Annotated in this window: 13 protein-coding genes; 1 reads left to right on the top strand and 12 read right to left on the bottom strand. The window is 43.2% G+C overall.

Annotated elements, in window-relative coordinates:
• Window positions 1-2: 2 nt before the first annotated feature.
• From scfB to rfbA, 9 genes are all read right to left on the bottom strand, one after another.
• Window positions 3-1400: a thioether cross-link-forming SCIFF peptide maturase gene (gene scfB / locus ACYQ5K_RS03475; RefSeq protein WP_173688382.1), complete on the bottom strand. Its 1398-nt coding sequence runs from the start codon at window positions 1398-1400 to the stop codon at window positions 3-5.
• A gap of 115 nt (window positions 1401-1515) precedes the next feature.
• Window positions 1516-1659 carry a six-cysteine ranthipeptide SCIFF gene (gene scfA / locus ACYQ5K_RS03470; RefSeq protein WP_008369659.1) on the bottom strand — a complete coding sequence of 48 codons (144 nt, stop codon included), beginning with the start codon at window positions 1657-1659 and terminating at the stop codon, window positions 1516-1518.
• Window positions 1660-1748: 89 nt separating this feature from the next.
• On the bottom strand, window positions 1749-2120 hold the full coding sequence (locus tag ACYQ5K_RS03465; RefSeq protein WP_173688383.1) for a TIGR04086 family membrane protein: 372 nt from the start codon (window positions 2118-2120) through the stop codon (window positions 1749-1751).
• 52 nt (window positions 2121-2172) lie between these two features.
• On the bottom strand, window positions 2173-2721 hold the full coding sequence (gene spoVT, locus ACYQ5K_RS03460; protein ID WP_173688384.1) for a stage V sporulation protein T: 549 nt from the start codon (window positions 2719-2721) through the stop codon (window positions 2173-2175).
• 104 nt (window positions 2722-2825) lie between these two features.
• Window positions 2826-3848 carry an aminoglycoside phosphotransferase family protein gene (locus ACYQ5K_RS03455; protein WP_173688385.1) on the bottom strand — a complete coding sequence of 341 codons (1023 nt, stop codon included), beginning with the start codon at window positions 3846-3848 and terminating at the stop codon, window positions 2826-2828.
• Window position 3849: 1 nt separating this feature from the next.
• Window positions 3850-4395 (bottom strand): dTDP-4-dehydrorhamnose 3,5-epimerase, encoded by a 546-nt coding sequence (gene rfbC / locus ACYQ5K_RS03450; RefSeq protein WP_173688386.1) that lies wholly within the window; start codon window positions 4393-4395, stop codon window positions 3850-3852.
• A gap of 7 nt (window positions 4396-4402) precedes the next feature.
• Window positions 4403-5326 carry a dTDP-4-dehydrorhamnose reductase gene (rfbD, locus tag ACYQ5K_RS03445; protein ID WP_173688387.1) on the bottom strand — a complete coding sequence of 308 codons (924 nt, stop codon included), beginning with the start codon at window positions 5324-5326 and terminating at the stop codon, window positions 4403-4405.
• Window positions 5320-6318: a dTDP-glucose 4,6-dehydratase gene (gene rfbB / locus ACYQ5K_RS03440; protein ID WP_173688388.1), complete on the bottom strand. Its 999-nt coding sequence runs from the start codon at window positions 6316-6318 to the stop codon at window positions 5320-5322. Before rfbB ends, rfbD begins: the two co-directional genes overlap by 7 nt.
• A 16-nt stretch (window positions 6319-6334) precedes the next feature.
• Entirely contained in the window at window positions 6335-7231 is an 897-nt protein-coding gene (gene rfbA, locus ACYQ5K_RS03435) for a glucose-1-phosphate thymidylyltransferase RfbA (RefSeq protein WP_178025694.1), read from the bottom strand.
• A 191-nt stretch (window positions 7232-7422) separates the two neighbouring features.
• Between rfbA and ACYQ5K_RS03430 the strand changes: the two genes are divergently transcribed.
• Complete coding sequence (locus ACYQ5K_RS03430; RefSeq protein ID WP_173688389.1) at window positions 7423-9741, top strand: rhodanese-like domain-containing protein; 2319 nt, start codon at window positions 7423-7425, stop codon at window positions 9739-9741.
• 114 nt (window positions 9742-9855) lie between these two features.
• On the opposite strand, the gene ACYQ5K_RS03425 is transcribed toward ACYQ5K_RS03430, so the two are convergent.
• The 3 genes from ACYQ5K_RS03425 to ACYQ5K_RS03415 form a co-directional block, all read right to left on the bottom strand.
• Entirely contained in the window at window positions 9856-10764 is a 909-nt protein-coding gene (locus ACYQ5K_RS03425; RefSeq protein ID WP_173688390.1) for a rhodanese-like domain-containing protein, read from the bottom strand.
• Window positions 10765-10874: 110 nt separating this feature from the next.
• Window positions 10875-12209 (bottom strand): glycosyltransferase, encoded by a 1335-nt coding sequence (locus ACYQ5K_RS03420; RefSeq protein ID WP_173688391.1) that lies wholly within the window; start codon window positions 12207-12209, stop codon window positions 10875-10877.
• Window positions 12209-13138 (bottom strand): rhodanese-like domain-containing protein, encoded by a 930-nt coding sequence (locus ACYQ5K_RS03415; protein WP_173688392.1) that lies wholly within the window; start codon window positions 13136-13138, stop codon window positions 12209-12211. Before ACYQ5K_RS03415 ends, ACYQ5K_RS03420 begins: the two co-directional genes overlap by 1 nt.
• Between the last annotated feature and the right edge of the window lie 13 nt (window positions 13139-13151).

Genomic DNA, 13151 nt, shown 5'->3' with positions numbered 1-13151 from the left:
TCTTAGTTTTCGTCTGCCATTGCAGCCTTTATCATAATCGCGCATTCCACGCGCTTACGTTCCATCTCACAGCCCAGATCATAAGAATCATTTAATCCGTCTGCATACTTGTATGCGTTTGCCATACATCCACCACTGCAGTAGAATCTTGCAAAACATTTCTTGCATTTTTCTTTGGTATATACGTTACAGCAACGGAACTCATCTGCGATCTCCGGTCTTGTAATCCCTTCGTTTACATTTCCCATCAGGAAATCTTCATCACCTACAAACTGATGACACGGATAGAAATCTCCCCATGGTGTAACAGCAAGGTATTCGGTTCCCGAGCCACATCCGGACAGACGTTTGTACAGACAAGGTCCTCCTTCCAGGTCGATCATAAAGTGGAAGAAATTGAATCCTTCTCCCTTTTTATCTTTCTCGATAATATATCTTGCAAGCTTGTCATACTCATCAAAGATCTGCGGAAGATCTTCTTCCCGGATTGCATACGGATCAGATTCATCCCCGACAACCGGTTCGATCGACATCTGCTTGAAGCCAAGCTCTGCAAAATGCTTTACATCCTCTGAAAAATCCAGATTGTTTCTGGTAAATGTTCCACGGATATAGTAGCGCTCCTGATTACGTGAATCTGCAAGCTTCTGGAACTTCGGAACGATCAGATCATAGCTTCCTTTTCCATTTCTGAAAGGACGCATTCTGTCATTTACTTCCTTACGTCCGTCAAGACTGATGACCACGTTATCCATCTCTTTATTGATAAACTCCTGAATCTCATCATTCAGAAGCACTCCGTTCGTAGTTACTGTAAAGCGGAAGTGCTTGTCATGAAGCTTCTCCTGCTCTCTTCCGTATGCCACCAGGTCTTTTACAACCTGCCAGTTCATAAGCGGCTCCCCGCCAAAGAAATCAACTTCCAGATTCCTTCTTGTTCCGGAATTGGCGATCAGAAAATCCAGGGCTTTCTTACCAACTTCATAAGTCATAAGCGCCCTTCTTCCGTGATACTCTCCTTCTTCTGCGAAACAGTATTTGCAGGCAAGATTGCAGTCGTGTGCGATATGCAGGCAGAGTGCCTTCACAACTGTCTTACGCTTGATAACCTCCCCGATAAAAGGTTCATATGTATCAACAACAAAAAGCTGTCCATTCTCTGTCAGCTCTGTCACATCATCCAATATATCTCTGAGTTCTTCTTCGGAATATTTCCCTTCCAGCTCATCTTTCAGCTGGTTCCATGTACTTTCTTCTTTCAGTGTCTGCACTGTCTGATTCTCGTTCATACGGTTCAGACATGCAATAACCTCGTACCCCGGCTCGTCCACTACATGAACGCATCCGCTGTTGACATCAAGTACAATATTATATCCATTGTTCTGGTACTGATGAATCACAACCGGTACCCCTTTCTATCCTTATTTTTCAAATTTTTCCTCATACGTCAAATGACAGCGGCTTTAAAGCCGCTGCCTGCTTGTCATACTTATTCACTGCACTTACAAATATCTCTTATTTGCTGTGTTCGCAAGTCTGATTTCCTACTGTACAAGAAGTCTTGCATGCTGACTGACAGGATGTCTGGCATTCTCCGCATCCGCCCTTCTTTACTGTATTGTTCAGAGTCTGTGTATTCAATGTTTTAATGTGTTTCATTGTAAGATCCTCCTTCTTTGCTCATTATGTGATACAGTATAGCACATGTCCCTTGATACCGTCAACGCAAAAATTACATCTCCGCCCCTTCAGGACACCATACCACCGAGCATTCCGCCTGCCCCACAGAGGATCCAGGCGATCATCATCTGCATTCCACCCTGCACGCTCCGGTAGATCCCTGCTGAAATTGCAAACAGTAGCAGAAAATAGAGCATTCCAAGCATAAATCCTCGCAGGAATTTCCTTGTCTTCCCCATTTTTCCCATGACAAATCCACCGGCAAATGTGGAAATTATGTAAACCGCAAGGATCCCGATCCGGACGGTTTTCTCGCTTAAGTCAAACTTATACAGCCCAAAGGACAGTCCGAGCAGCATCAGCATCGTAAGAAAGTAAGAAAGTATCAGTGCTTTCACAAGTCTTGTAAAATGGATATTTTCAAACAGCTTTTTTTCCATAAGAACCCCTCCCGTCCTTTTATACTATGAGAGATTCTTATGAAATATTCCTTTACTGTTCCATCTGTCGTCCCAGAAATCCTGCTGCGCAAAGTGCCATCTTCTGTTCCAGCTCACCGGGTTTTTTCCTGCCGTCCTTTGCCAGAATCACGACAGAACCGATCGCATCTCCGGCGCAGATGATCGGACTTACCACCTGCCATTTCAGTTCTGCATTCTGTCCCGACACGATGACCGTGAACTTCCGCTCCATAGAGGATGCCAGAAACTGCTCCCTTCTTGCGATCACTTCCGCAAGTTGTCTTGTGATCAGCTGCTCCTGAAATTCTTTCTTCCCCGGTCCTGCTGCTGCGATCACCTGATCTGTATCCGTGATACACACCAGATATCCAAGCGTCTGCGCCAGACTTTCTGCATATTGGTCTGCAAAATTTCCCATTTCCCCAAGCGGTGAGTATTTTTTTAGAATGATTTCTCCTTCCCGGTCGGTGAAAATTTCAAGTGCATCACCCTCACGGATACGGAGCGTGCGCCTGATTTCCTTCGGAACGACAATTCTGCCAAGATCATCGATCCGGCGGACAATTCCTGTAGCTTTCATATTGATTCTATTCCTCCTGTGTTCCACATGTTTTCCATATTTTATTCGATATGGGTAGTATGTGGAAAAACGCAGAATTTTATTACTCCGTATCCCTGAAATCTTTATTTATAATATCTTTCTTCGATCATATCCAGAAAATCCTGGTTTAAATAGTCTTCCATCTTTTTAAATGTTTCTTCGTTGCGAATCAGTCTTCCCGGCTCCTGATATTCTACCCACGCCATTGCACACCATGTAATTCCCCTGAGACACGTGATCGGAATAAAAATGTTCAGACGTTCTTCGATTCCACTCACATCAAATCTTCCATTTACCGCCTGGATATATTTTCTTGTAAAATCAGTCATCTCTTCTTCTGTCAGAATCACATCTGTTTTCCAGAAGGTTGTCGTCGGTGCAAGAAAATGCCCCAGATCCTGAACCGGATCCCCATAAAGCGGCTTTTCCCAGTCAATCAGATAATTTTCTTTTCCTGCACCATTCATCAGAAAATTTCCGGAATTCAGTTCTGTGTTAATACAGCATCTGTATCCATCATAATCCCGTATCGCATTGATCTTCTCCTGTCCCAGTTCCAGAAGACGCCGAATCTGTACCTTTTTCTTTTCTTCTCCCAGATCAGAGTTGTAGTATGTCTGCACCATCTGATTGCATTCATCCAGAATCGCCTGCAGCGGATTCGCCGGCGATATCAGTCCATCCGTATCATTCACCGGAACACTGTGGATATCCGCAAGACATTCTGCCGCTTCCATCAGATTCTTCCTGTAATCCAGTGCACTTCCTTCCAGAAATTCCATAACCATTACTCCATATGGCAATTCCTTCTTACTTCCATCTACAAAAACCGGCACCGGTGTCCGCCCGGAATCCTTCAGAAGCTCCAATGCATGATATTCGTATTCAATCTGCTTTTCCAGATGCATCTGACTTCCCGTATTAACACGAAGTACCAGTTTCTTCCCAGTCAGCGGATGCACAAACCAGTAATTGATGTTATATTCTCCCTGCGCAAGTGGCTGATAGGCGATCTGCACTTTCTTCTGCTGCTCTTTTCCGATCCCGATTCCTTCCAGATACTGCGCTGTCTGTACATATTCTTTTAATCCCTGAATTCTTTCCATCTTATTCTCCCAGCCTTCCCCACTGTTTATCTTTTTCGCTCATTCTGTATGGCACATCAAGCTCTGGCCATGCAATATGGATTGTCGGATCATCCCAGGCAATCCCTCCTTCATCATCTGGATGATAAAAATCCGTACATTTATAACAGAAGTCTGCCTGCTCACTCAAAACCAGGAATCCATGTGCAAATCCCTCCGGAATGTAAAACTGCTTTTTATTTTCTTCCGACAGCACGATCCCATACCATTTTCCATAAGTAGCACTTCCCGTTCTGATATCCACTGCCACGTCAAACACAGTTCCCCGTATTACGCGTATCAGCTTTCCCTGCGGATATTTCTTCTGATAATGAAGACCCCTCAGTACTGCTTTTCCGGAAGAGGACTGGTTATCCTGTACAAAGTTCATCGTAAATCCGGCTTCTTCCATGTCCTTCTGATTATAAGTTTCCATAAAGTATCCCCGCAGATCGCCATGCACTGCCGGCTCAATCACACAGAGTCCTTCTATTCCACCTACATTTTTTTCTACTTTTATCTGTCCCATTTTCCTTTTATCCTTTTCTCTCTGCAAGAACTTCCTGCAAATATCTCTCCAGCGCATTCTTCCAGACCGGCAGTGGCTGAAATCCTTCTTCACAAATCCTTTTTCTGTCAAGTCTGCTGTTAAACGGTCTTGCCGCTTTTGAAATTCCGTATTCTGCTGTCGTAACCGGAATCACTTTTACATCTGCATATTCTTTTTCACCAAGCTTCACAGCCTGTGCGAAGATTTCTTTTGCAAAATCATACCAACTGACATATTTTCCTTCATTAGTCACATGATAGATCCCATATCGCTTTGTCACCGACAGATCTGCAAGAAATTTTGCAAGATCTGCTGTGTAAGTCGGCGTTCCAATCTGATCACATACCACTCGAAGTTCCTTCCGTCTTTTCCCCAGCTCCAGCATGGTCTTCACAAAATTATTCCCGTTTTTCCCGAATACCCAGGCAATCCGCACAATAAAATACTCTTTCAGTTCTGCTTTCACTGCCTGTTCACCCTGTAATTTCGTTTCACCGTATCGGTTCAGCGGCGAAAACTCCTCACAATCCGGTTCCCACGGTCTGCTCCCCTGTCCACCAAACACATAGTCTGTACTGATATAAACCATTTTAGCATGAATTTTCTGGCAGGCGGATGCAAGATTTGCTGTGCCCTTTCCATTAACTTCCCATACTTTTTCATAGTTTTCCGGCTCTTCTGCCGCATCCACCGCCGTCCACGCCGCACAGTGGATCACAATATCCGGTTTGAGCCTTTCCAGAACTGCCATAACACCCCCCGCATCCGTGATATCCATCTGCACATAGCGCTCTGAAACTTCTCTTTTTTTCGTACCGCTTCCAATCACTTCATAACCCCGGCTGTCCAATTCACGCATAACATCCTTCCCCAACTGTCCGGCGGCACCTGTTACCAAAAACTTTAGCATTTTATTTTCATTTCCTTTTCTACAATAGGTTCCCACCATTCCCGGTGCTTCAGATACCATTCGATAGTTCTCTTAATGCCATCTGCAAAAGAAGTCTCCGGGATCCAGCCAAGTTCTCTATGAATCTTTGTAGGATCGATTGCATATCTCCTATCATGCCCTTTCCGGTCCTCTACATAAGTGATCAGATCTTCCGATTTTCCAAGTTCTTTACATATCAGCTTCACAATATCGATGTTTTTCATTTCGTTGTGACCGCCGACATTGTAAATTTCCCCTTCTTTCCCCTGACGTAGGATCAGATCGATTGCCCGGCAGTGATCCTTTACATAAAGCCAGTCGCGCACATTTTTTCCATCACCATAAACCGGAAGCGGCTGGTCATGAAGTGCTTCAACGATCATGAGCGGAATCAGCTTTTCCGGCAGATGATAGGGTCCATAATTGTTAGAACAGCGACTGATCGTCACCGGAAGTCCATACGTTCTGTGATAGGACTGTACCAGAAGATCTGCCGCTGCCTTGGATGCACTGTACGGACTGCTCGTATGGATCGGTGTCTCTTCTGTAAAAAACAGATCCGGCCGTTCAAGCGGAAGATCCCCATACACCTCATCCGTAGAAACCTGATGATAACGCCGGATTCCATATTTCCGGCACGCATCCATCAGAACTGCTGTTCCTTTTATATTGGTATCCAGAAAGACTTCCGGATCTTCGATCGACCGGTCTACATGACTTTCTGCTGCAAAGTTAACCACGATATCCGGCTGCTCTTCCTCAAATAACCGGTACACTGCCACCCGGTCTGTCACCGATGCTTTCACAAACCGAAAGAGTGGATTTTTCATCGCCTGTTCCAGTGTTGACAAATGTCCTGCATAAGTCAGTGCATCCAGACAGATGATCCGATCCCCGGGATACTTTTCCATCATATAATAAATAAAGTTGCTGCCAATAAATCCGGCGCCGCCGGTAACAATGATTTTCATAAACTCTCTCCCCTGTCTAAAACAGATTCTCTCTGAACTTTCCTTCTGCTACGTCATGCAAATATTGTCCATACTGATTCTGTCTGTATTTTTCACAGACTTCCAGCAGTGCGTTTCTGGAAATCCAGCCATTCAGATAGGCAATTTCTTCCAGACATCCAATTTTCCGGTGCTGATGAGTCTCTACCGTCTTCACAAAATTAGTCGCATCTGTCAGACTCTCATGGGTGCCCGCATCCAGCCAGGTAAAGCCCTGACCCAGAAGCTCTACCCGAAGTCTTCCCTGCTCCAGATAGATCCGGTTAAGATCCGTGATCTCCAGCTCCCCACGTCTGCTTGGCTTTAACTGTCCTGCATAATCGCTCACCCGGTTATCATAAAAATACAGACCTGTCACACAGTAATTACTTTTCGGATGTTCGGGTTTTTCCTCAATGGAAACCGCCTTGCCCTTTTCATCAAATTCCACGATACCAAACCGTTCCGGATCATCCACATAATATCCAAATATGGTTGCACCGTCTCCTCTCTCCGCTGCTTTTACCGCTTCTAAAAGGCGTTTCTTAAGCCCATGCCCGGCAAACAGATTATCCCCCAGGATCATTGCCGCCGCATCATTGCCAATAAATTTTTTTCCTATTATGAACGCCTGCGCAAGACCTTCCGGTCTTTCCTGCACCGCATAGGTTAATTCGATGCCGAACTGATGCCCGTCCCCGAAAAGTTCTTCAAATCTCGGTGTATCCTGTGGTGTACTGATGATCAGGATCTCCCGGATCCCCGCACTCATAAGAACCGACAACGGATAGTAGATCATCGGCTTATCATACACAGGTAAAAGCTGCTTGGATGTCACCATCGTAAGTGGATAGAGACGGGTTCCTGATCCGCCTGCCAAAATAATTCCCTTCATTTTCATATCCCCATTTTTCATTTTTATCCTTTTATTCTACCACGAAACAGCAGTTAGTTTAATAAAATCTCTCAATTATACCTATAGATTTTATCTATTCCGTTTTTATATATAGATTAAAACAATTATGAAATTTTTGTGAAAACTGTTACAATGTAATCGTAACCTAATTTTGAGAGTAAGGAGGAAAAATGAAAAGAAAATTATTACCAGTATTTCTGTCTTTCGCATTACTTGCGAACGGCTCTCTGACAGCTTTTGCCGCTGATCCGGTTGCTGATGCCGTTACAGAAAGTGATGTGCAGACTACTGTTTCAGAAAATCAAGAAAACCAGGAAGAAGTAACAGTTCCTGAAGGGGAAACTTCTGAAGAAGAAGCTTCGGATGAAGCTGATGATTCTAAAGAAACTTCGGATGTTATTACTGATATCGCTGGTCGCTACACAGAACTTGGCACAGATGGTAATCCTATAGACGGATCAAAAGCCATCGAAAATGCAAAAGCCGGCTCTGGTGTTATCGTAGATGTACGCACACCTGAAAACTACAACAAGGGACATATTGAAGGTTCTATTTCTGCACCAGTATTTACTTCAGATGGTGTTGTTAAGCGTTCCGATGAACCTACCGCTGTAGCTTTCACAGAAACTGTAACCGGAAATTCCGTTCTTGAAGGAAAAGAAATCTATGTTCTCTGCAACAGTGGAAACGCAGGTGCAAAAGCTGCTACCGTTTTATTAAACGCTGCAGGATATTCTCTTGACAACATTCACACTATTACTTACGGAGCAACAGGCCTTGAAGTACGCTACGCTTTCCTTGGAACAAACAACGCTGTAACCGGTGCTGAAGCCGTAGCTGCTGTTGATTCATCTGATGTAGTAATCATCGATGTTCGTACAACAGAAAACTATGCAAAGGGACATCTGAAGAATTCTATTTCTCTTCCTTTGTTCTATATTGATGAAAAAGGTGAGCCGGCAATTGCAGAAACTAATAAGGATTCTTATGCCGTTTCTTTCGCTGACTATGTAAAAGCCAACATTTCCACTTTCACAGGCAAAAAAGTATACGTTCTCTGCAACAGTGGTTCAAGAGGTGCAAGAGCCGCTACTGCTTTACTTGCAGACAACGGTGTTGACAAAAACACGATCTATACCATCACCGGTGGTGCGAAAGATGAAACTGTAAAAAATGCTTTCGTAACTGTAGATGGTTACAAATTTGTATCCGGAAACGATGCTATTACAGCTGCAAAAGAAGGAACTGCATATGTCATTGATGTGCGTTCTACAAAAGCACAGGCTAAAACAGGCACTCTGAAAGGATCCATTTCACAGTCTCTGTTTGACGCCGACAACAAACTTGACACAGCTGAGGCTGAAGCACTTGAAAAAGCTTTCAAAGAAGAAATTCCTTCCAAAATAACAGAAGACAAACCAATCTACATCATCTGCAACAGTGGTGCAAGAGGGGCTCAGAAAGCAACCAAACTTCTTGGAGAACTTGGCTATAACACAAGCACTAAGGAAGATGGAAAAGTATACACTATCACAAACGGTGCAAAAGGCCTGGAACTCCTGTACGCAATGTCAGGAACAGATGGAAATGCTGTAGACGGAAAAACAGCTGTTGCTGCTGTTGGAAAAGACGATGTAGCAATCCTTGATGTTCGTGCAACAGGCAACTATGGTGCCGGACATTTGAAAGGTTCTATCTCAACACCAGTATTTAATGCTGATGGTGTTGCAAAAACTACAGATGACCAGCTTTCCAAAGATTTCACAAAATACGTAACAGACAACAAAGCCACTCTTGAGAAAAAAGATCTCTATCTTCTCTGTAACAGTGGTGCAAGTGGTGCAAGAGCTGCTACTGCTTTATTAAAAGCTGCCGGATATGATCTTGCAAAAGTTCATACCATCACTGGTGGTGCAAAAAATGAAGATGTAAAAGCTGCTTCCATTTATGTATCTGATACTCATGTGATCAACAAAATGTCTGATACAAAGAATTACCTGATCCTTGATGTACGTTCTACAGAATCTTACACCAAAGGACACTTAAAGGGATCCCTTTCCCTTCCACTTTTCGACAAAGACAACAACCTTCCGGATGATCTTGCAAAAGCATTTACAGAATATGTAGCTGCTCACAAAGCAGATTTTGAAGGAAAAACAATTTATGTTCTTTGCAACAGTGGTGCAAGAGGTGCTGCAAAAGCAACTCAGCTTCTCAAAGAAGCCGGAATCACAAATGTATTCACCATCGAAAATGGTGCAAAGAGTGAAGTGATCAAGAAACATTTTGTAACAGATCCTGTTGTTGATCCTGATACAAAGAAAGACAACAATAGCAAAGGTAACGGTAATAGCCAGAATACAAATAAGACCGCTACTGCTGCTACAACAAAGACAGGAGATACCGCTCCTATCGCTGCACTTGCAGTTGCAATGCTCGCTGCTCTTGGCGCAATCGTTGCATTCGGTAAGAAAAAAATTGTAAAATAATAATTATTCCCAAAAAGGTTACAAAATCGGGACGCTGACTAAATTGCCAACGTCCCGATTTTTCAAATTCATTCATATTCATACGATGTTCAGATCTCGTTGATCTGCTTCTCTTTATTTCTCCAGATCTCCTTCCACACACCATCTGTAGAAAGATTCGTCATAGTTCTCTGAATTTTCAAAGCCACACATTTCCATTACAAGTTGCATATAAGCTGAACGGATTCCTCCGGTACAGTAAGTAATAATATGATCCTCTTTTGAAAGTCCTGCATCTTCAAACATCTTTGTCAGATCTTCATTACTCTTTAATGTACTGTCACTGTTAAACAAATCCGTATAACGGATCTGGATTGCCCCCGGAAGATGTCCCCCATTTGCCTCCCCATACATTGTCTTTCCATTGTATTCTTTATCTGTACGGGTATCTACGATTTTACAGTCGTCATAAATTTCCTTCAACTCATCCGTATTGATCACATGGGTTTCATCAATAGAATCAATTTCTACCGATACCGGTTTTGGCTCTGCTGCTCCTTTGACAGTCTCAACTCCTGCTGCTTTCAGTGCTTTGATCCCGCCATCTACGATTTTTACATCCTCATAGCCTGCCGCAATCAGCTCCCATGCAATCCTGCCATCTTCTCCCCAGCCTTTCTCCGCATTTGAAAAAAGCACGATTTCCTTATCTTTTGCCAGCCCAAGCTCTCCTAATCTTTCGCTCAAGCGCTTTGTATCAAGGATACATCCCCAGTTTGCATCTCCCGCTTCCCCGTCTTCACAGGTTGCCAGATACTGCCATGTCGTTGCCACTGCACCTTTTACAGTACCTTTTTTCGCCTCATCTTCACCTCTTGCATCCACTACGATGATATCGTCCAGATTTTCTTTCACATAGTCGGCGGTTACTACATACTTTCCTTCAAATGGTTCACTGCTGTCTGATGCCGAATTCTTTGCACCACATCCTGAAAGTGATGAAATCACAAGAATTCCTGCAAGAAATAATGCTGTTCTTTTCATAATCTTTTCTCCTCGTCTAATCTTCTTTCTTCTAACTATAACATATCTGCAATCTATTCACTAATTGATTGTCCTTATCCCGGATTAAGTATATTTATCTTTTCTATAAATCACTTTTTCAGCAGACGCATGATTTTTCTCATCGGTTCTGTTATTTTCCAGCTGGTTGAATTTGCATATGTCTGGATCATTTCATCCTGCTCCCTGATCTTATCCTCATATTTCTTAAGCTGCCCTGTTTTCTGTTCCATCCGTCTGCCAAGTTCATCCAGCTGTTCTTCATAATGCGCGGCCTGCCTTCGCTGTCCTTCTATATATTCCTGCTGCTGTTCAATCGCTGCATTTTGTTTTTCAAGCTGTTCTTTCTGCTGCCCAATATACTCATCTTTCTGTCTGAGAATATCTTTATAATACGCCAGTTGCTGGCTTCCTTCTTCAATTTCGCTTATCAGCCATGGTGTCTTATACATATGTTCCCCGTTCCACTGATACAGATCAAAAATATCCAGATGAAAATGCTCTCTTAAAGTCTCCATTGCATTTGCTTCTCTCATAGTCTGCCCCAGCATTTCCATCCCTGCTGCTTTCAGTCCCGGTACTTCCTCTATACATTTCATCAACCAGAATGCTTTTTCAAATTCCAGCTGTAAATGTGATACAGAATCCGGATTTCGGAAATCTTCCCGGAAAAACTGACAAAATTTTTCATCCGTCATCGATTCAACACAATTTTTCCGGATCATGACAGATTCATTAAATGCGCGGACTGAATTTTCTCTTGTTGACATACTGATCTGTTTCTTTCCTTTTATATCCCATTGAAAACGGATCAGTCTTTCTTCCAGAACCGTGATCTCTGCTTCACTTACAATCCGAAGCCACAGATCATAATCTGCCAGCTGACGATACAAAAGATTGAAATATCCGATCTTATCCAATACAGATTTTCTGACCAGAGCAGAGGGATGACAAAGAAAATTTCCAGATTGCAGAAGCATATGCAGATATTCTTTCCGTGTCGAACACTTCCTGTCAAAAAGCTCTGCCATATCCCTGCATTCTTCCGACAGATCATTGCCACTTTCATCAACCAGATATACTCTCGTAAAACACGCACCGAGCATCCGATTCTCTTCCATAACCGCCACCTGCTTTTCCAGCTTGTCCGGCAGCCATGCATCATCGCTATTCATAAATGCCACGTAATCTCCATGGCAGTAATCAAGCCCCTTATTTGCCGCATAACAGTAAAATGAATTCCGATCCAGTTTAAAATATCTGATCCGTGGATCCTGATAGCTTTTTATCAGTTCTTCTGTTCCATCGGTCGATCCGTCATCTACGATGACAAATTCGAAATCAGGGTACGTCTGACAAAGGACGCTGTCAACCGCCTGTTTCAGGCAAAACCTCCGGTTATAAGTACACATCAAAACACTAACCATTATTCTACATCTCCAACAACAGCCCATCTCCAGAATGACTGATCATAATTGTATGTATGTTCAAATCCACACATTTCCATTACCAGCTGTGTATATGCCGAACGGATTCCTCCTGTACAATAAGTGACGATCTCATCATCTTTAGACAGTCCGGCATCCTCAAACATTTTTGTCAGTTCTTCATTGGATTTCAGATATCCTGCATCATCGAACAGATCTGTGTACCGGATATGAATTGCTCCCGGAAGGTGTCCTCCCTTTGCTTCATCATACAGAATTGCTCCATCATATTCTTCATCGGTACGCACATCCACAATTTTGTACTCGTCATAATTCTTCTGTAATTCTTCGGTTGTCATCACATGGGAATAATCAATTTCATCGATTTTTACTTCTGCCGGTTCCGGCTTGGATGCAAGAAACTGTGTCTTAATTCCACTATCTTTCAACGCCTTCCATCCGCCATCTACCATCTTCACATCTTCATATCCGACCGCTCGGAGTTCCCAGAGAAGTCTCGCATCATCTCCCCATCCGTCTAAGGTCTCACCGATCAGAATAATTTCTTTATCCTTTGTAATTCCAAGATTGCCAAGAGTCTCTTCCAGCTGTGCAGGCTCCTGTATGCACCCCCATTTCTCATCTCCCTGTTTTCCTTCTGTAATACTCCAGTCCTGCCATACCGTCGCAATTGCACCTTTTACAGTTCCAAGGATTGCCTTTTTTTCTCCTCTTCCATCTACAAACAACGTATTTTCATCTCCAACCTTGCTGATTGCATACTCCGGCTCAATGATCCACTCTCCCACAAAATGATTTTCATCAGCTTTCTCTGCCGTACTTTCTGTCTTCTGTTTCTGTCCACATCCTGTCAGACCAATCGCTGCAACAAGTAATACACTGCATAACCACTTTGCTCTTTTTCTCATTTCCTTTTTCCTC

Source organism: Allocoprococcus similis (genome assembly GCF_054660775.1).
This window is presented reverse-complemented; position numbering and strand designations above follow the sequence as displayed.

Excerpts from the sequence above, each read along its gene's own strand:
- scfA (WP_008369659.1), bottom strand. The coding sequence starts at position 1,659 with ATGAAACACATTAAAACATTGAATACACAGACTCTGAACAATACAGTA.
- ACYQ5K_RS03465 (WP_173688383.1), bottom strand. The coding sequence starts at position 2,120 with ATGGAAAAAAAGCTGTTTGAAAATATCCATTTTACAAGACTTGTGAAA.
- spoVT (WP_173688384.1), bottom strand. The coding sequence starts at position 2,721 with ATGAAAGCTACAGGAATTGTCCGCCGGATCGATGATCTTGGCAGAATT.
- ACYQ5K_RS03455 (WP_173688385.1), bottom strand. The coding sequence starts at position 3,848 with ATGGAAAGAATTCAGGGATTAAAAGAATATGTACAGACAGCGCAGTAT.
- rfbC (WP_173688386.1), bottom strand. The coding sequence starts at position 4,395 with ATGGGACAGATAAAAGTAGAAAAAAATGTAGGTGGAATAGAAGGACTC.
- rfbD (WP_173688387.1), bottom strand. The coding sequence starts at position 5,326 with ATGCTAAAGTTTTTGGTAACAGGTGCCGCCGGACAGTTGGGGAAGGAT.
- rfbB (WP_173688388.1), bottom strand. The coding sequence starts at position 6,318 with ATGAAAATCATTGTTACCGGCGGCGCCGGATTTATTGGCAGCAACTTT.
- rfbA (WP_178025694.1), bottom strand. The coding sequence starts at position 7,231 with ATGAAGGGAATTATTTTGGCAGGCGGATCAGGAACCCGTCTCTATCCA.
- ACYQ5K_RS03430 (WP_173688389.1), top strand. The coding sequence starts at position 7,423 with ATGAAAAGAAAATTATTACCAGTATTTCTGTCTTTCGCATTACTTGCG.
- ACYQ5K_RS03425 (WP_173688390.1), bottom strand. The coding sequence starts at position 10,764 with ATGAAAAGAACAGCATTATTTCTTGCAGGAATTCTTGTGATTTCATCA.
- ACYQ5K_RS03420 (WP_173688391.1), bottom strand. The coding sequence starts at position 12,209 with ATGGTTAGTGTTTTGATGTGTACTTATAACCGGAGGTTTTGCCTGAAA.
- ACYQ5K_RS03415 (WP_173688392.1), bottom strand. The coding sequence starts at position 13,138 with ATGAGAAAAAGAGCAAAGTGGTTATGCAGTGTATTACTTGTTGCAGCG.